The sequence below is a fragment of the Pseudomonas fluorescens genome (assembly GCF_005938625.1).
Classification (GTDB): domain Bacteria; phylum Pseudomonadota; class Gammaproteobacteria; order Pseudomonadales; family Pseudomonadaceae; genus Aquipseudomonas; species Aquipseudomonas fluorescens_BD.
Window position 1 is genome coordinate 83356 of record NZ_VCNJ01000008.1, and the last position, 20174, is coordinate 103529.

Here is a 20174-nt window from a genome sequence, read left to right on the forward strand (position 1 = left end):
CACCTCCAGCCACTACAACTCCCCCGCCACTTTCGCCCGCAACGCCTTGCCGCCGAGTTGCTCGACCAGCGTCAAGGCAAACTCCAGCGCAGCGCTGGAGCCTTGCGCGGTGACGCAGTTGCCGTCGACTACCACCGGTTGATCAACAAACGTACAACCCGAGAGTTGATGACTGGCGCTGGGCAGGCAGGTCATGCGCCTCTGGCGCAGCACGCCGAAGGATTGCAGGGCGACGGCCGGGGATTCGGCGATGGCGGCGAACAGGCGTCCGGCGCTGGCCTGGTCCTTGAGCAACTGTTGTAGAGGTTGGTGCGCGGCCAGGTGTTGTGAACCAACAGTCCCGCCGGGCAGGACGATCAGGTCGAAGGTTTGCGCCAGCACATCGACCAGCATGCCGTCGGCGGTCAGGCGTGTGCCACGGGCGCAGGTGAGCATGCGTCGCCCTTCAATACTGGCGGCCACCACTTCGATACCGGCGCGGCGCAGCACGTCGATCAGAGTCACGCTTTGCAGATCATCGATGCCCTCGGCGAGGGTAATCAGGGCTCTAAAGGTCATGGGCGCTATCCGCTGGGTGATACTTCAAGCGTAGTCAGCTTCACCCGGATCGCGCTGCAGCAGCCGTTACTTGATGTAAAGCTGGGTCGACATCGTGTTGCGTGGCGCGTTGATCGAGGTGTTGCTGAAGGTGAAAGTACCTTCCTGCTTACCCGCCAGATCAAAGGTATAAAGAGAACCGACGGTTTTGTTGCCGGGAGTGCACTCGGTCAGGTTGCCGTTATCAAAGGCACACACCGGGGCACGTGTGCCGTTCACTTCAAAACCGTCCAGTGCGACCTGAGGCTGGCTCTTGCCGTAGCCGACTTCGAGCACGTAGACCTTGATGTTCGGTCCGCTGTGATTGCACTGCGTCTGCGTCTGGCCATCGGCGATATCTTCAAGACCACAGGCTGGCGATTGCACCTTGATGACTTTCACTTGCGTCAACGGTGGCGCCGATGCCGCCCACGCTGTCGACATCCCGGCCATCAGTACGGCAATCAAACCCAAAACCTTCATCCAGCACTTGCTCATGCGCTTCCCGCCCCGAAAAAATCAGCGCGCAGTATGGCGCAGTTGGCATCAACGCAAAACTTCGCCGACGTTCGACACCAACAACCGCCATATTCCTCACGCTGCTGGTATGATGCGCGGCTTTTTCCGGCCCACCACAATTTTTCAGGCGCTTGCGACGGTCTGTGCTTTGCTGTTGAGGTCGATACATTCACGGCGCCACGCGCGCCACGGGGAGCAGACATGCTGGAAAGGCTGTTTCAACTCAAGGCACACAACACCAACGTGCGCACCGAGATTCTTGCGGGCATAACGACTTTCTTGGCCATGGCCTACATTCTGTTCGTCAACCCGAGCATTCTCGGCGAGACCGGCATGGACAAAGGTGCGGTGTTTGTCGCCACCTGCCTGGCCGCCGCGATCGGTTCGACGATCATGGGCCTGATCGCCAACTACCCGATTGCCCTCGCTCCGGGCATGGGCCTGAACGCCTTCTTCACCTACACCGTGGTCTTGCACATGGGTCACACCTGGCAAGTCGCACTGGGCGCCGTATTCATCTCGGCCGTGTGCTTCTTCCTGTTGTCGATCTTCCGTATCCGTGAATGGATCATCAACAGCATTCCGCTGCCGCTGCGCTCGGCGATTGCAGCCGGTATCGGCCTGTTCCTGGCACTGATCGCCCTGCACAACGCTGGCATCGTGGTCAGCAACCCGGCGACCATGGTCGGCCTCGGTGATTTGAAAGCCCCCGCACCGATCCTCGCCACCCTCGGCTTTGCCCTGATCGTTGCCCTTGAAGCGCTGAAAGTGCGCGGTGCGGTACTGATCGGCATTCTGGCGGTGACCATCGTTTCCATCGTGATGGGCTTCACGCCGTTCAACGGCGTGACCTCGATGCCACCCTCGCTGGCGCCGACCTTCATGCAACTGGACATCAAAGGCGCACTGGACATCGGTCTGGTCAGCGTGATTTTCGCCTTCCTGTTCGTCGACCTGTTCGACAACTCCGGTACCCTGATCGGCGTCGCCAAACGCGCCGGCCTGATGGGCAAGGACGGCCACATGCCGAAAATGGGTCGTGCGCTGATCGCCGACAGCACCGCGGCCATGGCCGGTTCGTTGCTGGGTACGTCAACCACCACCAGTTACATCGAATCCGCCGCTGGTGTGAGTGCTGGCGGCCGCACCGGTCTGACTGCCGTCGTTGTGGCAATTCTGTTCCTGCTGGCACTGTTCTTCTCGCCACTTGCAGCCAGCGTTCCGGCCTTCGCCACCGCACCGGCACTGCTGTTCGTCGCCGTATTGATGACTTCCGGTCTGGCAGAAATAGACTGGGACGACATCACCGTCGCCGCGCCGGTCGTGGTGACCGCGCTGGCCATGCCGTTCACTTACTCGATCGCCAACGGCATCGCCTTCGGTTTCATTTCCTGGACGGTGATCAAGCTGCTGTCGGGCCGCGCTCGTGAGCTGAATCCGGCGCTGGTGATTCTGTCGATCCTGTTCGTGATCAAGTTGGGTTGGTTCAACGCATGACTTTCGATTCCCAGGCTTACGCCGAGCAACTTGAAGCCAAGGTCACGCGCTTGCGTGATCTGCTGGCGCCGTTCGATGCCCCCGAGCCGACGGTGTTCGACTCGCCGCTGCAGAACTTCCGTCTGCGCGCTGAGTTCCGCCTGTGGCGCGAGGGCGGTGATCGGCATTACGCGATGTTCGCTCAAGACGACAAGCGCACGCCGATCCTCATCGAAGAGTTCCCGATCGCCAGCCTGCGTATCAATCAGTTGATGCCGCAGTTGAAAGCGGCGTGGCAGGCCAGTTCGGCATTGAGCCACAAGTTGTTTCAGGTTGAATTTCTGACCACGCTGTCCGGCGATGCGATGATCACCCTGTGCTACCACCGTCCGCTGGACGAACACTGGCATGCAGCGGCGACGAAACTGGCGGCGGATCTCGGCGTCAGCATCATCGGTCGCTCGAAGGGCAAACGCGAAGTGCTTGGCCTCGATTACGTGGTCGAGAAACTCGAAGTCGGCGGTCGCACCTTCAGCTATCGCCAACCGGAAGGCGCGTTCACCCAGCCTAACGGCACCGTGAACCAGAAGATGCTGAACTGGGCGTACGAAGCGCTGGGCGATCGCACTGACGACTTGCTGGAGCTGTACTGCGGCAACGGTAACTTCACCCTGCCACTCGCGACCCGCGTGCGCAAAGTGCTGGCCACCGAAATCAGCAAGACCTCGGTCAACGCCGCCCTAAGCAACCTCAGCGAAAACGCTGTGGATAACGTCACGCTGGTGCGTTTGTCTGCCGAAGAGCTGACCGAAGCGCTCAACGAAGTGCGTCCGTTCCGCCGCCTGCAGGGCATCGACCTGAAGAGCTACGAGTTCGGCAGCGTCTTCGTCGACCCGCCGCGCGCCGGCATGGACCCGGACACCTGCGAGCTGACCCGGCGTTTCGACAACATCCTGTACATCTCCTGCAACCCGGAAACCCTGGCGGCGAACATCGCCCAGTTGCACGACACGCACCGCATCACCCAGTGCGCGTTGTTTGACCAGTTCCCGTGGACGCATCACATGGAATCGGGTGTGTTGCTGACTCGCCGTTGATTACGGGACAGCAGATACGAAAAAGCCGTCGTGATTGACGGCTTTTTTGTGGGTGCTCTAAAAGATCGTCCGAACGCGGCCCGAACCTTCGGCAGCTCCTACAGGGAAACGCATTCCTATGCAGGAGCTGCCGCAGGCTGCGATCTTTTGATCTGTGCGATTAACGAACACAAAAATCCTGGGCTCAAGCACTTCAATTGACCATGGTAACCATCTAGTACATTTTATCTCCACAGGCCGAAACCTCTGGCCAAAGCCAAAAACAATAAGTGGAGTTACCCCTCATGCCCCCTATCGTTCTGGTGCTCAACGGCCCGAACCTGAACCTGCTCGGCACTCGCGAGCCGGCGACTTACGGTCACGAAACCCTGGCGGACATCTCGGCTTTGTGCGGTCGCGCGGCTGAAGAACTCGGCCTGGCTGTGGAGTTTCGCCAGACCAATCACGAAGGCGAACTGCTCGACTGGATTCACGCTGCCCGTGGCCGTTGCGCCGGGATCGTGATCAATCCGGCCGCGTGGACGCATACGTCGGTAGCGATTCGCGATGCGCTGGTGGCCAGCGAACTGCCGGTGATCGAAGTGCACCTGTCCAACGTCCACGCCCGCGAACCGTTTCGTCATCACTCGTTCGTCTCGGCCATTGCCACCGCAGTGATGTGCGGCTTTGGCAGCCATGGCTATCGATTGGCACTGGAACATTTCAGCCAGCGGCTGAAGGGGTAACTCGCATGTCTCGCTCTAACGTAATACTCGCCGGGCTGATCGGCGCCGGCATTCAGGCCTCGCGCACGCCAGCGCTGCATGAGCACGAAGGTGATGCCCAAGGCCTGCGCTACCTCTATCGATTGATCGATCTCGACCAGTTGAAAATGGACATCACCGCCCTGCCCGACCTGCTGCTGGCGGCCGAGCGGATGAACTACACCGGGCTGAACATCACTTTCCCGTGCAAGCAGGCGATCATCCCGCTGCTCGATGAACTGTCGCCGGAAGCCAAAGGCATCGGCGCGGTGAACACGGTGGTGCTGAAGGACGGCAAGCGTGTTGGCCATAACACCGACTGTCTCGGTTTCGCTGAGGGTTTTCGCCGGGGGCTGAAGGACGCTGCCCGTGAGCGCGTAGTCCAGATGGGTGCCGGCGGCGCGGGTGCAGCAGTGGCCCACGCCATGTTGAGCGAAGGCGTACAACAGCTGAGTATTTTCGACGTCAACCGTGAGCGCGCCGAGAGCCTGGCGAACAATCTCAATGAGCATTTCGGCGTTGCTCGTGCGATCGCCGGGCATGATCTGCCGAGCTCGCTGAATCAGGCTGACGGTCTGGTAAACACCACGCCGATGGGCATGGCCAAACTGCCGGGCATGCCGGTGCCGGTCGAGCTGCTGCGCAAGGAATTGTGGGTGGCGGAGATTGTGTACTTCCCGCTGGAAACCGAACTGCTGCGCAATGCTCGCGCGCTCGGTTGCCGGACGCTGGATGGCGGCAACATGGCAGTGTTTCAGGCGGTGAAGGCGTTTGAGTTGTTCAGCAGCGTGGTGCCGGATGCGCAGCGAATGCTCGCGCATTTTCAAAGTATGAACGGTTGAAGATCAACCTTATCCCCCTGTGGGAGCGAGTTTGCTCGCGAAAGCGGTATATCAGTCAGTAGAGGTATAACTGACCAGACGCTTTCGCGAGCAAGCTCGCTCCCACAAAGGTCGGTGTCAGGCTTGCAGGTAGCGCAGCACCGATTCGCAGATCATCTCGCGATGACGCTGTTTGATGTTTTCATCCGGCAGGTCAATCTGGAAAATCTCGCCAAATGTGTGCCGGTTCGATACGCGATAGAAGCAGAACGAACTGATCAGCAGATGCACATCCAGCGCATCCAGCCCCGCACGGAAAACACCCTCTTCAGCACCCCGACGCAGAATCTCGCCGAGCGAATCAAGAATGGTGTTGTTCATCGTCTTGATCGCATCGGAACGCTTCACGTATTCAGCGTTGTGGATATTTTCGATGCTGACGATGCGCACGAAATCGACGTTGCGGTCGTGGTGATCGAAAGTGAACTCGACCAATCGCCGGATCGCCTCAACCGGCGCCAGCTCGGCCAGATGCAGACGGTTTTCGGTGCTGCGGATATCGCCGTAAAGCTTCTCCAGCACCTCGACGTACAACTGCTCCTTACTGCCGAAGTAGTAATAGATCATGCGTTTGGAGGTGTGGATGCGCTCGGCGATCGCGTCGACGCGGGCACCGGACAAGCCTTGCTGGACGAACTCGACGATCGCCTCCTGCAAGATGTTCTCGCGGGTCTTTTCCGGGTTGTTCTTGCGACTCTTGCGCGGCTCTACAGCGGAAACTTCAGGAGCTGCGGAAAGTTCTGTATTCATCGTCATTGCGGGCTCACGGCCATCACTGCACAGGCGGCGATTATGGGCCGCGCAGCACAGTGAAGGAAGCTGCGGGACCTGTGTTTAATCCCGCGTTTACGAATTTCCTACAACTTCGCCTGGCGCACGGCGCCACTGCGTGATTTGGCCATCGCCGCCAGACGCACCGCGACGTTCGCCGCGCCATACCCGGCATAGCCGTTCTTGCGCTGGATGATCTCGAAGAAGAAGCGCCCTTCGAACGGTTCGGTGTAGACGTGGAACAGCTCACCGCCCTGCGCGTCACGGTCGTACAGAACGTTGTAATACGCCAGTTCGCTAAGGAATTCGTCATCGAAATCGAAGCGCGCGGCGAGGTCGTCGTAATAGTTTAGCGGGATATCCAGCAATGGCACGCCGGCCTCTTTGGCGCGACTGACTTCGGCGAAGATGTCATCACAATCGAAGGCGATGTGATGCACACCCGAACCGCGGTAACTCGACAGCGCGTGGGAGATGGCGGTGTTGCGGTTCTCGGAAATGTTCAGCGGCAAACGGATCGAGCTGTCGCGGCTGCGCAGTGCGCGGCTTTTCACCAGCCCATACGGATCGGGCAGCACCACTTCATCGTCGGCCTCGAAATCCAGCAGGCTCTTATAGAACAGCACCCAACTGTCGAGGCTGTCGGCCGGCAGCGCCATGGCCATATGATCGATACGCTTGAGACCGCCACGGGCCGGCGCTTCTGCCAGCAGGTTGAAATCGGTGCCGTAGACATCGGCTTGTTCATCCACCAGATAGATCAGGCTGCCGTCCGGTGCGCGCACTGCCGCCAGTTCCAGCTCGTTGGGGCCGACCAGTCCACGATAGGGCTGACCTTTGTAAGCGACGGCGCGGGCTAGCGCACTGGCGCTGTCCTTGACCCGCACGGCGGTGGCACACAGCGAAGGGCCGTGAGCCTCGAAAAAGCTGTGGGCAAACGAATACGGTTCGGAGTTGAGGATCAGATTGATATCGCCCTGGCGCAGGAGACTGACGCTCTTGGAGCGGTGCTGCCCGGCCTTGACGAACCCGAGGCGCTCCAACCAGTTCGACAGCTTGGCGCCCAGACTTTCATCAACGGCAAACTCAAGAAACTCGATGCCGTTGTACTCGCTGGCCTTCGGCGTTTCGAAGAGAATTTCGCGGTTGGCCACAGGCTGGGCCTCCTGCTCCAGGCGCTGGCGGGTCTTCTCTTCCAGATACAGCAGCGAGCGCAGACCATCCGCAGCATTGGCCCGCGGCGGCGCGGCGCGGAAGCCATCGTTGAAGATTTCCAGCGACAGTGGCCCGGTATAACCACTTTGGATGATCGGCGCGAGGAAGCCCGGCAGATCGAATTCGCCTTGCCCCGGGAAACAGCGGAAATGTCGGCTCCACTCCAGCACATCCATGGCCAGAATCGGCGCGTCGGCCATTTGCACGAAGAAGATTTTGTCGCCGGGAATGTCGGCAATGGCACGAGGATCGCCCTTCAGCGACAAGGTGTGAAAACTGTCTAGCAATACGCCGAGGCTTGGATGATCGGCTTGACGCACGATGTCCCAGACCTGTTGATAAGTGTTGACGTGACGGCCCCACGCCAGCGCTTCGTAACCAATGCGCAAACCGCGCGCGCCGGCGTGCTCGGCCAGCAGCCGCAGATCATCGACTAGAATTTGTTGATCGCCGACGCTGTCGGCCGAGGCATTACTGCAGACCAGCACCAGATCGGTACCCAGTTCCTGCATCAGATCGAACTTGCGTTCGGCGCGCTCCAGATTGCGCGCCAGGCGATCGCGGCGGCAGCCTTCGAAATCGCGGAACGGCTGAAACAGGGTGATGGCGATGCCGAGGTCGGCGCACATCTGTTTAATTTCCCGCGGACTGCCGTCGTAGTACAGGAGGTCGTTTTCGAAAATCTCCACCCCGTCGAACCCGGCGGCGGCAATGGCTTCGAGCTTTTCCGGCAGGGTGCCGCTCAAGGAAACGGTGGCAATGGAACGCTGCATGTTTCAACTCCCGGACTGCGCCGCTTTATCTTTACTGTAGGAGCTGACGAAGGCTGCGATCGTTTGATCTTGATTACCAAAACAGCAAAATCAAAAGATCGCAGCCTGCGGCAGCTCCTACATGGGATTGGTTTTTTATAGTAGGGAAATTATTGGCTGCATCGAACGTGGCAGCAATTTAAAGTGTACTACCCGGTTAGTTTTGCGTGCGATTATCGAACACAATGGCGGTTTGGCGAATTGACGATTTTTCGTCCACTGCCCAACATCGACTGCACATTGAGTCCGGATCTGAACCACCGGTCGCAGCGTGCAAAGTAAAAAGCACACCAAATAACAAATCCAAAAACGGGTGGAACACATGATTCCTTCACAGACTTCCCGCATGGCCCCGGCCATGAGCACTGCCACGGGTGGCATCGGCGACAAGATCCGCGGCGCCATGGCCGTCGGCAAGACCCGTTGGGGCATGCTGGCGCTGGTGTTTTTCGCCACCACCCTGAACTACATCGACCGCGCCGCCCTCGGCGTCATGCAGCCGATCCTCGCCAAGGAAATGAGCTGGACGGCGATGGATTACGCCAACATCAACTTCTGGTTTCAGGTCGGCTACGCGATCGGTTTCGTCTTGCAAGGTCGCTTGATCGACCGGGTCGGCGTCAAACGCGTGTTCTTCTGCGCCGTGCTGCTCTGGAGCCTGGCCACCGGTGCCCACGGTCTGGCGACTTCGGCCGTTGGTTTCATGGTCTGCCGGTTCATCCTCGGTCTGACTGAAGCGGCAAACTACCCGGCCTGCGTGAAAACCACGCGCCTGTGGTTCCCGGCCGGTGAACGTGCGGTTGCCACCGGCATCTTCAACGCCGGCACCAACGTCGGCGCGATGTTCACGCCGATGCTGCTGCCACTGGTCCTGCATGTCTGGGGCTGGCAAGCGGCGTTCCTGTGCATGTCGGCACTGGGCGGAATCTGGTTGCTGTTCTGGGGTTTGAAGTACTTCAACCCGGAAGATCACCCGAGCGTTAAACAGTCCGAACTGGACTATATCCAGAAAGAAGTGGAACCGGAACAGGCCCGCGTGCCGTTCTCGAAAATCCTCCGTATGCGCGGCACCTGGGCCTTCGCCCTCGCCTACTCGCTGACCGCACCGGTGTTCTGGTTCTACCTGTACTGGCTGCCGCCGTTTCTGAATCAGCAATACAACCTGGGCATCAACGTCACCCAGATGGGTATTCCGCTGATCATCATTTACGTCACGGCTGACTTCGGTAGCGTCGGCGGCGGCATCTTGTCTTCGTTCCTGATCGGTCGCGGCATGAACTCGATCAAGGCGCGGCTGCTGTCGATGTTCCTGTTTGCCTGCTGCATCATCGGCGTGGTCATGGCCGCTGGCTCTGCCAATCTGTGGGTGGCGGTGGCTGCGATTTCTCTGGCGATCGGCGCGCATCAGGCCTGGACCGCGAACATCTGGAGCCTGGTGATGGACTACACGCCCAAGCACATGATGAGCACGGTGTTCGGTTTCGGCGGCATGTGCGCAGCGATCGGCGGGATGTTCATGACCCAGATCGTCGGCCATATCCTCACCGTGACCAACAACAACTACACCGTGTTGTTCACCCTGATTCCGGCGATGTATTTCCTTGCGCTGACGTGGATGTACTTCATGGCACCGCGCAAAATCCCTACCATCACCGAATAACCTGCCTACACCCGGCTCCCTTGTAGGAGCTGCGGCACGCTGCGATCTTTTGATCTTGATGTTGAAGATCAAAAGATCGCAGCCTCGTTTCACTCGTCAGCTCCTACACGGGGGTTTGCGGTCTCTTCAACGGCGGCTCTGCTGCCACGCTGCCGCCAGTCCGCTGCAACAGATCACCGCAATGCCGATCACCGTCAACAGACTCGGCGTGTGATTGAACAGCAACCAACCCAACAACCCCGCGAACACAATCTGGCAATAACCGAACGGGGCCAGCAGCGCCGGGGCGGCATGGCGGAACGCCTGGGTCAGAAACAGATGCGCAGTCATCCCGCAGCTACCCAGCGCCAGCATCAGCCCGGCATGGGTCAAGGTCGGCACCTGCCAGAAGAACGGCACCAGCGCACTCATCACCAGCGTGTTGCACAACCCGGCGAAAAAGTTGCTGGTGGTCGGGCTGTCCACTTCGGCGAGCTTGCGGGTCAGCAATTGATAGAAGCAGAAAAACAAAGCCGAGCAGAATGGCAGTAACACTGCAGGGGTGAACAACTCACCGCCGGGATGGACGATGATCAGCACACCGATAAAGCCGCAAATAACCGCGATCCATTGGCCGCGTGTCACTCGCTCCTTGAGCAGCGGCACCGACAATGCGGTCACCAATACCGGCGCAAGAAAGTTGACCGCCGTGGCTTCTGCCAGCGGGATGTAAAGCAGCGCCGTGGTGAAAAACAGGCTCGTACCGAGTAGGCAAAGTGCTCGGGTCAACTGCCATAAAGGCTTCTTGGTGCGCAGGACGCGCAACCCGGATTGCGGCAGAAAAATCCCCGCCATCAGCAGTGTGTGCACCAGATAACGCGCCCAGACCACCATCACGATCGGATAGAAACCGGACAGGTATTTCGACAACGCGTCGTGGCTGGAGAACAGGAAGGTTGCCACGACAATCAGCAAAATCCCCTTGAAGGGTTGGTTGACACCGGAGAGCGGGGTGCTGACGGTCATTGGCTATCTCTAGAAATCAAAATGAGGAAAGAGCCTCCAGCGATAATTTAGAACCCGGTTCCAAATTCTCACACCCTTCAAGCCAAATTCTGTGCGATCAACGCACAGCTTTACAGACAACCCGCCCCGTCTTCGGTTGCGCGGCTATACGAACAGCTCCGACGCCAGGCTCGCCGCCGACAACTCCTCGCTAAACTTCAACAACAGCGGCGCCAGTTCATGCAACCTCGCCCCCGGCATCCGCGCGCTCGGTCCGGCAATGCTCAACACCCCGATCACTCGGTCATCCGCCGGGTGCCGCACCACAGCGGCAATCGCCGACGTACCCACTGCCGAGCTTTCTTCGACACAGGCATAACCCTGTTCACGCGCCACGCGCAGATGCTCGAGCAATTCAATGTTGGTTCGCGGTGCATTCGGCCCGATACCCACCGGCATTTCGGCAGCCTGGCGTTCCACCAGCGACAAGGCTTCGGCATCACTCATGCTCGCCAGCCACGCATGGCCGGACGCGGTGTAGAACAGCGGCGCATCGCGGCCCATGTCCGGGTCGTAACGCAATCCGCTGCGCGCACCCTGTGACTTGGCGATCCAGGTCTGGCGCTCGCCGTCGGTGACGCCCAGCCGCACCAGTTCGCCGGTTTTCTGCGCCAGTCGATCAAGCACCGGCTGCACGATGTCGGCGCCGCTGCTCGACAGGTAACGAAAACCCATCGCCACCAATTTGGTCGACAAGTGATAACGCAGGGTTTCCCGGTTCTGCCGGACATAGCCCAGCCGGGACAGTTCGGCGAGCAAGCGATGGGTCGCACTTTTCGGAATGTCTATTTGTTCCGCGAGGGTTTGCAGCGGCAGTCCGCGCGGCTCGTGGGTAAGGTTTTCCAGCACGCTGAAAACCCGTTCGATCTGACTGCCGGCCATGGTGCGATCCCTGTGAAATTTTGCCGATTCTAAAATACATATTGGAGATTGCGAAATCTGGAACCGACCGCCCGATAATCGCCCGTTTTCTCGGCTGACGAGTTGCCCCCACTGGCAGGCGTTGTTTAGTTTTCGGAATCCCATTCTGAAACCCCAACAATGCAGGAGGCGCTGACCATGCAACACATCGTCAACAACCAAGGACTGAATCTGCCGAAACTCGGCCTCGGCACCTGGCCGATGCTCGGCGACGAATGCACCCGCGCCGTGGAGCAAGCGCTGGAACTGGGTTACCGGCACATCGACACGGCAGCGGCCTACAACAATGAAGACGCAGTCGGACAGGCAATGGCGAATACGCCGACACCCCGTGAGCAGATCCACGTCACCACCAAAGTCTGGTGGGACCAGTTGCAACCGGATGCCATGCGTCACTCGCTGGATCGCAGCCTCAAGGCGTTGCGCAGCGAGTACGTCGACCTGTTCATGATTCATTGGCCGACCACTGACTGGGACTTGCCGCGCACCCTCGAAACCCTGGCGTCGTTCAAGGAGCAAGGTCTGGCTCGCAACATCGGTGTGGCGAATTTTCCGCTGCCGCTGCTGCGCAAAGTCGTCGAGGAATACGGCATTCCTCTGTCAGCCATTCAGGTCGAGTACCACGTCCTGCTCGGACAAAACGCCCTGCTCGACTACGCCCGTCAACACGATCTGGCGCTGACGGCCTACACGCCGCTGGCGCGCAACAAGGTCTCGGAGGTTGCGCAGATTCAGAAGATCGCCGAAAAACACGACGTGCTGCCGACTCAGGTCGCACTGAAGTGGTTGCTGGATCAGGACAATGTCGCGGCAATTCCCAAGGCCAGCAGCAAGACCAATCAACTGGCCAACCTGGCGTCACTGAAGGTCGAACTGGACGATGAGGACCGTGCTTTGATTGCCGCGCTGTCCAAGCGCGAACGTCAGGTCAGCCCGGACTTCGCGCCAGTGTGGGACTCATTTGATCGCTAACCGTCAATGCAGGGCGCGTCATCGCCACCAGTAAAGGGATGAACTGGCAAACGCGTATATGGCTGCGCCCGATGCAATGCCGTTCAATGTCAGCGTCACATTTGCGAGATATTCATCGTAAAGGGGTTCCATATCGAGTCGATAGTCGGTTCGAGCCTGATGGGTCCACCCTCTGGCCACGTAGGTGGCCAGTGCCATTTTCCTGGGATGTCGATATCCGTTCTTGTAACCCACAGATACAGCAACTCGCGCAAAATTCGAAAAAGTCGACGGGCACCCTTGATATGTGAATGCTGCACCGTGATGAGTGGCTACAAGGCCATTGAACTTATAAGGCACCCTGCTTCCGTGCAGGATCGGGATATTGATAAAGTCAGCGTCTCCTGGCAGCAAGATGCCTTTCAATCGCGCTGAATCAGAAGGTCGCCTCTCATGCACCACCATGGCCAGTCCATTTTGATTCGGATCATTGGCGCGACGTCCTCTACTGATCTCGCGAGTCCGATAAATCGACACGTAGTCAAACTCCATTTCGGAATGGGACGCGGGCCACAAATACAACTGTCCACGTCGATTGAGCTCTCGGACAAATCGCCAATGCAACGGTCTGAGCTTGACCCCGCCCCAATCTGACCCGATACCCGGCACAATCCACGGCCGATCCAGCGCCGGAATGTGCCAGGTAATGGTCGAACCTCCACCACGATGGAAAATCACAGTGTCTATTGCCATGCCCCAGTGATCCCAATCCCAGTGAGAAAGCACCACAGGTGCTGTGCTCTCACTACCGCTGGATAAATCCGGCTTGAACCGAGGCAAGCCAGCTCGATCTTGAAACGTCGTTGGCCACCCCAAATCAAAAAATAGATGGGTGTCAGACCCACTCTGAATCGCGTTCAAGTTTCCTTGCCCGACATCGACGACATTGACCCGGATGGATTGGCTACCGGCATTGCGAAAGGCTTTATCGATGTTTACTCCCTCGAACAGTGGCGCAGTCGGAAGTTGCGTCAACGCATCAAGCGATTCATTCACTGGAGGGTCAGCTGGGGTAATGCTGATCACTCGATAAACATTTTTCAGCTGCACATTGTCGTCAGACAAAAGAAATCGAACGGCCACCCCATCGTTGGTTGATGCCCGCAGGATGATTTTCCACCAGGACTGAGAGTTGAACTGCTGGACGGTCACCTGCAAGGTTCGCCAAGCCTCGACTCGGTTTATCGCAAACAACGCGACCGGGTAACGTATGTCATCGCTCAGGCTATCTTGCCCAAGCGCACCCGCCTCTGCTTTTCGCTCGAACGATTCGTGAAAGGCATCAAAAACAATTTCACCGCCCTCGAAATTGCCCAAGGGGTCGATGGTAGACAAGTTCATCAGGCCATAAAAAACCAGTGTTTCTTCAACCGCATCCATTCGTGTCATACCCTTTCGATCATCCCTGTTTAATGGCATCGGACGTAAAACCCTCGATTAGAAGCCGCTTGACCAGATCGGCGAATACCTGGTGGGGAGCTAAAGCAAATAACAGCATTTCGATTTTACAGTGTTGATCCCTTTCCAATTGGAGGTAGTCGCCGATCTGCGCCACCAACCGTACATACTCTCGATAGGCTGATCTCACCGGGATGTGAAACTGAGGTCGTATTTCCTTACCCACATGCGCGCTGAGCAAGATGCTCGAATCCAACGCCCCAGAGCGCAGGTTCGACAAGAGGAACAGGCTTTCCAGATTAATCAGTGACAAACGGGCTCCTCGACCGACGGGCATTGGTAAAAACGCCTCGGTATCACCGTTCATGTAATTGATTGCATTGATGGAGAATGCGACCCGGGAATCGTAGATCGGCGCCCAGTCATACAGACATGAGACAACCTTTGACCATGAGCTCACACCGGTCAGTGAGATGTCATCCATCTTCTCCGGCCCCTTATCAAGGCTACAGCGGGCTTTAATCACCCATTCAGACAGCTTTACGCTGGGGGTAATCCCGCCCCACTCACCCACCAGAAAACGTGCGGCATCCAATCCTTCTTTGCTCTTCGGATCTGCCAGCATTGGACGCAAACACGCCTTCATTTTCAGGGTCTTTTCATAGGCACTGCCGATCTCCGAAAAGTCCTGTTGAGTAAGGTCGCTAATTTTTTGGCAATTGATCGGCCACTGATAATACTCATCCACATTACCGATGCTTGGGCTCAAGTAGTCACCCAACGTCCGCGCCATCTTTCTTATCGATGTTGCTTGCCCTTTTTTTATCGACATTCCTTGTATGCTCACTGTCTGAATTCAAAACCTTGCCGGACGATCGGACTGGCGCCAGCATCACACACCAGCAACACTCATCACCACGATCAGACAGAGGATTCCCACATGTTATGGAAAAAAGGCCGACGCAGTGACAACGTCGTCGACGCCCGTGGCGATGACATGGGCGGTGGTGGCGGTGGCATGCGCTTCGGTGGCGGCAAGGGCCTGAGCCTCGGTGCGATCCTGCTGATCGTCGGCATCGGCTGGATCACCGGGCAGGATCCGCTGCAGATCCTCGGTCAGCTCGCCGGGCAATCCACACAACAATCGGCGCCGACCTCGCAAACCCGTCAGGCCCCGCCGGCCAACGATGAACAGGCCGAATTCGTCCGCTCGATCCTCGGCGATACCGAAGACACCTGGGGCGCGATTTTCCAGCAGGCTGGCCGCCAATATAAAGATCCGACCTTGGTGCTGTTCAGCAATCGGGTCAATTCCGCCTGCGGTCTTGCGACCTCGGCCACCGGCCCGTTTTACTGCCCGGCGGATCAGAAGGTCTACCTGGACATGGCGTTCTTTCAGGAAATGTCGCAACGCTTCAAGGCTGCCGGCGATTTCGCTCAGGCCTACGTGATCGCTCACGAAGTCGGACACCATGTGCAGACGCTTCTTGGCGTCTCGGCGAAAATTCAGACAGCCCGCCAGCAAGGTCGGCAGATGGAAGGCGACGGCGGTTTGCTGGTGCGTCAGGAATTGCAGGCCGACTGCCTCGCCGGCGTCTGGGCCTACAGCGCACAGAAGCGCTTGAACTGGCTGGAACCGGGCGACATCGAAGAAGCCTTGAACGCAGCCAACGCCATCGGTGATGATCGCCTGCAACAACAGGGTCAGGGCCGTGTGGTGCCGGACTCGTTTACCCACGGTACGTCGGCGCAAAGGGTGCGCTGGTTCAAAACCGGATTCGCACAGGGCCAGGTCGGCCAGTGCGACACCTTCGCGGCGAAAAACCTGTAAATGCATAAATGGCTTTTGGCGTTACTGATTGTTGGCAGCACCGCGCAAGCGGCCGGTGTCGATGCAATCAGCCCCGGTCGTTTGCAACTCAAGGCCGGGGAAATGGCGGTGGGCATTGGTCCTGCGCCGGAGAAGATCGAGCGCGTGCTGATCGTCATTCATGGCCGTTTGCGCAACTCGGAAACCTATCGCAAAAGCGCCGAGAGCGCCGCCGAACTGGCAGGACAAAGCGCTCACACGCTGGTGATTGCGCCGCAGTTCCTCAATGAAAGCGATGTGGCCTTATATTCGCTGCCGCCGACACTGCTGCGCTGGCAAGGCAACGAATGGATGGGCGGCGGCTTATCCACAGGGCCGAATCCGTTGAGTTCATATGCCGCGCTCGATGAGATCGTCGGACGGATCAGCGACCGCAAACAGTTTCCGGACGTGAAGCAGATCGTGATCTTCGGCCACTCCGGCGGCGGCCAGGTGGTGCAGCGCTATGCCCTGCTCGCCAAGGAACAGCCTGCGCTGAAAGCCAACGGCATTCGCTTGCGCTATGTCGTGGCCAATCCGTCTTCTTATGCCTACTTCAATGAACAACGGCCGGTGGCGTTCGATCACGCCAAATGCGCGGGTTTCAATCGCTGGAAGTACGGTCTGTCAGACATGCCGGTGTACGCCGGTGGGCAAACGCCGTTGCAGCTTGAGAGCAGTTACGTCAAACGCGAGGTGATTTATCTGCTTGGACAGCAGGACGTCGATCCCAAGCATCCTGCGTTGGACAAGCGTTGCGAAGCCGAGGCGCAAGGGGCGTATCGCCTGGAGCGTGGCAAACTTTACTTCGGCTATTTGCTGCGTCGGCACCCGGAAGGGGTGAATCAGCGGCTGGTGGAAGTGCCCGGAGTTGGGCATAACGGCGATGGGATGCTGACCTCGCCGGAGGGGCAGAAGGCGTTGTTCGAATAAGTTTTGTGCTGATTGATCTGACGCCATCGCGAGCAGGCTCACTCCTACAGGGGAACGCATTCCAATTGTAGGAGTGAGCCTGCTCGCGATGAGGCCCGCTAAAGCGGCCAAGATTTCAGGCCAGAAGCATTCGCCGCAACTCGACACAATCCTTCGCATGCCAATCGGTCAGCTCGGGCCACGGGTTATCCGGCAGATTCACCAACACCGTGCGCGCCCCCGCCGCTCGCCCGCAATCAAGATCAAAGCGGTAATCACCGACCATCACCATCTCGCTCGCCGGTACTTCCCAAGCGTCTGCCAGCTTCAGCAAACCACCCGGATGCGGCTTCGGCGGTGCTTCATCACGGCCCAATACATCTTCCACTGCGAAGCAGTCAGCCAGACCAATGGCTTCCAGCGTTACATGCGCCAACTCCCGCGCGTTGCGGGTGAGGATGCCGAGGCGATAACCACGCGCATGCAGATCACGCACCAGCTCTACCGCCCCGTTGGCCGGGGTCGAACCCAGCGCCAGATCGCGCTCGTGCTCCAGCAACCAGGCATGTTTGGCCGCCGCCTCATCCGCCGGCAATGCCGCAAGATGAGTAAGGATGTCGTCTTGCGGCGGAATCGCCAGCGCCACGCGAATCGCTGCAAAATCATGCACGGCGACGGTCAGCGTGCCGTCCATGTCGAACACCCAGTGCTTCACCTCTTTCAGGCTCATGCCCAATCCTTGCGATGACGGATCAAGCCTTCCTGCGTCACCGACGCGACCAGTTGACCGGCGCGGTTGTACACGCTGCCACGGGAGAAGCCACGGGAATTGCCGGCCCACGGACTGTCCATTGCGTAGAGCAACCAGTCATCGGCGCGCAAATCGTTGTGGAACCACAGCGCGTGATCGAGGCTGGCGACCTGCATGTCTTTCTGCCAGACCGACTTGCCGTGGGGCAGCATCGAGGTGGTCAGCAAACCGAAGTCCGAAGCGTAGGCCAGCAGGTATTTGTGCAGCGCCGGGATGTCGGCCAAAGCGCCGTCGGCGCGGAACCATACGTATTTCACCGGATCCGCCGGTTGCGGGTTGTACGGGTCTTTTTCAGTGACAGGGCGTACTTCGATCGGTTTCGGGCACAGCAGTTTTTCCCGCATGTGTTCCGGAATCAGGTGCGCGCGTTGCTGAGTCAATTCCAGCTCCGACGGCAGGTTTTCCGGGCCGACCACAACGGGCATCTGACTCTGGTGCTCGAAACCTGCCTCGTCGTATTGAAACGATGCGCTGCAGGTGAAGATCGGATGACCCTTCTGAATCGCCGTGACCCGACGAGTGCTGAAACTGCCGCCATCACGCACGCGATCAACCGAATAAACCACCGGCAACTTGGCATCGCCCGGACGCAGGAAATAGCCGTGCATCGAGTGCACATGACGCGCCTCATCAACCGTCTGACTAGCCGCCGACAGCGACTGACCGAGCACCTGGCCACCGAACAACTGACGGAAACCCAGATCCTGGCTACGGCCACGGAACAGGTTTTCTTCGATCGGTTCCAGGGTCAGCAAGTCGACCAGATCTTCCAACACTTGGCTCATTCAGACTCTCCTCACACAAAGCTATGCCGCGCAGTCTTGGCTGCGGCGGCCGATTCAGATTCTGGCGCGGGCCAATGATATGGCGGCCATTGTAAACGTCCGTGTCGGCTTATCCATGCAAGGTTTGCAGCCATTGTTCGCGGGTGATGCGGTAGAGCACATGCCGGCGCAATGGATGATCGACGGCAAGCTTGGGGTGATCGAAATCATCTTCCGGGGCGTGATGCATGCCGATCGCCTGCATGACTTTCTCCGACGGCAGATTGGATTGCGCGGTGAAGGAGACGATTTCCTTCAGCGTCAATCGATCAAAGCCGCAACGCAGAGCGGTCCACGCCGCCTCACTGGCGTAGCCCAGCCCCCAATGTTCCTTGGCCAGGCGCCAGCCGATTTCCACTGCTGGAGTGAACGGCGCATCAAAGCCGACCACGCCGAGCCCGGTGAAACCGATGAATTCTCCGCTGTCCTTGCGCTCCAGTGCCCAAAGGCCAAAACCGTGCTCGGCAAAATGCCCGCGCACGCGGCCGATCATTGAGGCGCTTTCCAGTCGGCTCAACGCTGCCGGGAAGTAGCGCATCACCTGAGGATCGGCGCACATCGCTGCAAATGCTGGCAAATCCTCGTCCTGCCACTGACGCATCAGCAGGCGTGCGCTTTCGAGTTCCAGTATCGGCTCCATCGTGCCCCTCCGTTTCCATGCCGCAAGTCTACATCGCTGGTAGGATCCTTCACTCTTTCCTACGTTCCTACACGAAATCGCCATGCCACTGCCGCTGATCTACCACGAAGACTACAGCCCGGAGTTTCCGGCAAATCACCGCTTCCCGATGGACAAGTTTCGCCTGCTGCGTGATCACTTGGTCGACAGCGGTCTGACCCGCGATGCCGACCTGCTGCGCCCGGAGATCTGCCCCAACGACATCCTCGCCCTCGCCCATGACCGTGCGTATATCGAACGCTACATGAGCGGCGAGTTGTCCCGCGAAGACCAGCGGCGTCTCGGCCTGCCATGGAACGAAGCCTTGGCGCGGCGCACGGTGCGCGCGGTCGGCGGTTCGATTCTGGCGGCGGAAAAAGCCCTGGAGCATGGACTGGCCTGTCACTTGGCGGGCGGCACTCATCACGCGCACTACGACTATCCGGCAGGCTTCTGCATCTTCAATGACCTGGCGATCATCAGCCATTACCTGCTGCAAAGCGGTCGCGTGAATCGCGTGCTGATCTTCGATTGCGATGTACATCAGGGCGACGGCACCGCACGAATCCTGCATGACACGCCGGAGGCGATTACCGTTTCCCTGCACTGCGAGAAGAATTTTCCTGCACGCAAAGCCGAAAGTGACTGGGACATTCCGCTGCCCAAAGGCATGGGCGATGCTGACTACTTGAAAGTCGTGGATGACACGCTCAATTATTTGCTGCCGCTGTATCAACCGGATCTGGTGCTGTACGACGCCGGAGTGGACGTGCACAAGGACGATGCCCTCGGTTATTTGCAACTGACCGACGAAGGCGTTGCCGCACGCGATGAAAGCGTGATGCGCCATTGCCTGGGCCGCGACATACCGGTGATGGGCGTAATCGGCGGCGGCTACAGCAAGGATCGCCACGCCCTCGCCCGCCGCCACGGCATCCTCCATCACAGTGCGCAACGGGTCTGGCAGTCACACGGTTGTCATTGAGCTGTGCTGCG

General features: G+C 58.7%; 20 protein-coding genes. 9 read left to right on the top strand and 11 right to left on the bottom strand.

Annotation, left to right across the window (positions count from 1 at the left end; genetic code table 11):
* Nucleotides 1-12: 12 nt before the first annotated feature.
* Both FGA82_RS06490 and FGA82_RS06495 read right to left on the bottom strand, forming a co-directional pair.
* Nucleotides 13-558: a DJ-1 family glyoxalase III gene (locus tag FGA82_RS06490; RefSeq protein ID WP_141126441.1), complete on the bottom strand. Its 546-nt coding sequence runs from the start codon at nt 556-558 to the stop codon at nt 13-15.
* Nucleotides 559-624: 66 nt separating this feature from the next.
* Nucleotides 625-1074 (bottom strand): DUF4879 domain-containing protein, encoded by a 450-nt coding sequence (locus FGA82_RS06495; RefSeq protein ID WP_141126442.1) that lies wholly within the window; start codon nt 1072-1074, stop codon nt 625-627.
* A 222-nt stretch (nt 1075-1296) separates the two neighbouring features.
* On the opposite strand from FGA82_RS06495, the gene FGA82_RS06500 reads away from it, so the two are divergent.
* The 4 genes from FGA82_RS06500 to FGA82_RS06515 all read left to right on the top strand — a co-directional run bounded on the left by FGA82_RS06500 (nt 1297) and on the right by FGA82_RS06515 (nt 5253).
* A complete protein-coding gene (locus FGA82_RS06500) occupies nt 1297-2592 on the top strand; it encodes an NCS2 family permease (protein ID WP_008084602.1) in 1296 nt (431 codons plus the stop codon).
* The gene (trmA, locus tag FGA82_RS06505; RefSeq protein ID WP_141126443.1) at nt 2589-3668 is read left to right on the top strand and encodes a tRNA (uridine(54)-C5)-methyltransferase TrmA; all 1080 of its coding nucleotides are present in this window, start codon (nt 2589-2591) and stop codon (nt 3666-3668) included. The genes FGA82_RS06500 and trmA overlap by 4 nt, the downstream gene beginning before the upstream one ends.
* Before the next feature lie 284 nt (nt 3669-3952).
* Nucleotides 3953-4393, top strand: a complete 441-nt coding sequence (gene aroQ, locus FGA82_RS06510; protein WP_141126444.1) for a type II 3-dehydroquinate dehydratase — start codon at nt 3953-3955, stop codon at nt 4391-4393.
* A 5-nt stretch (nt 4394-4398) separates the two neighbouring features.
* On the top strand, nt 4399-5253 hold the full coding sequence (locus tag FGA82_RS06515; RefSeq protein WP_141126445.1) for a shikimate dehydrogenase: 855 nt from the start codon (nt 4399-4401) through the stop codon (nt 5251-5253).
* A 117-nt stretch (nt 5254-5370) separates the two neighbouring features.
* Here FGA82_RS06515 and FGA82_RS06520 read toward each other — a convergent pair whose 3' ends face one another.
* Together FGA82_RS06520 and quiC are read right to left on the bottom strand one after the other, a co-directional pair.
* Nucleotides 5371-6048, bottom strand: a complete 678-nt coding sequence (locus FGA82_RS06520) for a TetR family transcriptional regulator (RefSeq protein ID WP_141126446.1) — start codon at nt 6046-6048, stop codon at nt 5371-5373.
* A gap of 101 nt (nt 6049-6149) precedes the next feature.
* A complete protein-coding gene (quiC, locus tag FGA82_RS06525) occupies nt 6150-8051 on the bottom strand; it encodes a 3-dehydroshikimate dehydratase QuiC (protein WP_141126447.1) in 1902 nt (633 codons plus the stop codon).
* Nucleotides 8052-8412: 361 nt separating this feature from the next.
* Between quiC and FGA82_RS06530 the strand changes: the two genes are divergently transcribed.
* The gene (locus FGA82_RS06530; RefSeq protein WP_141126448.1) at nt 8413-9750 is read left to right on the top strand and encodes an MFS transporter; all 1338 of its coding nucleotides are present in this window, start codon (nt 8413-8415) and stop codon (nt 9748-9750) included.
* 126 nt (nt 9751-9876) lie between these two features.
* Here the strand turns inward: FGA82_RS06530 and FGA82_RS06535 are convergent, their stop codons facing one another.
* Entirely contained in the window at nt 9877-10755 is an 879-nt protein-coding gene (locus FGA82_RS06535; RefSeq protein ID WP_038361795.1) for a DMT family transporter, read from the bottom strand.
* 144 nt (nt 10756-10899) lie between these two features.
* Nucleotides 10900-11676 (bottom strand): IclR family transcriptional regulator, encoded by a 777-nt coding sequence (locus FGA82_RS06540; RefSeq protein ID WP_141126449.1) that lies wholly within the window; start codon nt 11674-11676, stop codon nt 10900-10902.
* 177 nt (nt 11677-11853) lie between these two features.
* Between FGA82_RS06540 and FGA82_RS06545 the strand changes: the two genes are divergently transcribed.
* On the top strand, nt 11854-12687 hold the full coding sequence (locus FGA82_RS06545; protein ID WP_141126450.1) for an aldo/keto reductase: 834 nt from the start codon (nt 11854-11856) through the stop codon (nt 12685-12687).
* 18 nt (nt 12688-12705) lie between these two features.
* Here FGA82_RS06545 and FGA82_RS06550 read toward each other — a convergent pair whose 3' ends face one another.
* On the bottom strand, nt 12706-14106 hold the full coding sequence (locus FGA82_RS06550; protein WP_141126451.1) for a hypothetical protein: 1401 nt from the start codon (nt 14104-14106) through the stop codon (nt 12706-12708).
* A 19-nt stretch (nt 14107-14125) separates the two neighbouring features.
* Nucleotides 14126-14956: a hypothetical protein gene (locus FGA82_RS06555; protein ID WP_141126452.1), complete on the bottom strand. Its 831-nt coding sequence runs from the start codon at nt 14954-14956 to the stop codon at nt 14126-14128.
* A 108-nt stretch (nt 14957-15064) separates the two neighbouring features.
* Here FGA82_RS06555 and ypfJ point away from each other — a divergent pair, with 108 nt between their 5' ends.
* Nucleotides 15065-15955, top strand: coding sequence for a KPN_02809 family neutral zinc metallopeptidase (gene ypfJ / locus FGA82_RS06560; RefSeq protein ID WP_141126453.1), 891 nt, complete (start codon nt 15065-15067; stop codon nt 15953-15955).
* Entirely contained in the window at nt 15956-16906 is a 951-nt protein-coding gene (locus FGA82_RS06565; RefSeq protein ID WP_141126454.1) for an alpha/beta hydrolase, read from the top strand.
* 115 nt (nt 16907-17021) lie between these two features.
* Here FGA82_RS06565 and FGA82_RS06570 read toward each other — a convergent pair whose 3' ends face one another.
* The 3 genes from FGA82_RS06570 to FGA82_RS06580 form a co-directional block, all read right to left on the bottom strand.
* Entirely contained in the window at nt 17022-17615 is a 594-nt protein-coding gene (locus FGA82_RS06570; protein WP_141126455.1) for an HAD family hydrolase, read from the bottom strand.
* A complete protein-coding gene (tesB, locus tag FGA82_RS06575; protein ID WP_141126456.1) occupies nt 17612-18481 on the bottom strand; it encodes an acyl-CoA thioesterase II in 870 nt (289 codons plus the stop codon). The genes FGA82_RS06570 and tesB overlap by 4 nt, the downstream gene beginning before the upstream one ends.
* 109 nt (nt 18482-18590) lie before the next feature.
* Complete coding sequence (locus tag FGA82_RS06580; RefSeq protein ID WP_141126457.1) at nt 18591-19160, bottom strand: GNAT family N-acetyltransferase; 570 nt, start codon at nt 19158-19160, stop codon at nt 18591-18593.
* A gap of 82 nt (nt 19161-19242) precedes the next feature.
* On the opposite strand from FGA82_RS06580, the gene FGA82_RS06585 reads away from it, so the two are divergent.
* A complete protein-coding gene (locus tag FGA82_RS06585; protein WP_141126458.1) occupies nt 19243-20163 on the top strand; it encodes a histone deacetylase family protein in 921 nt (306 codons plus the stop codon).
* Nucleotides 20164-20174: the final 11 nt, after the last annotated feature.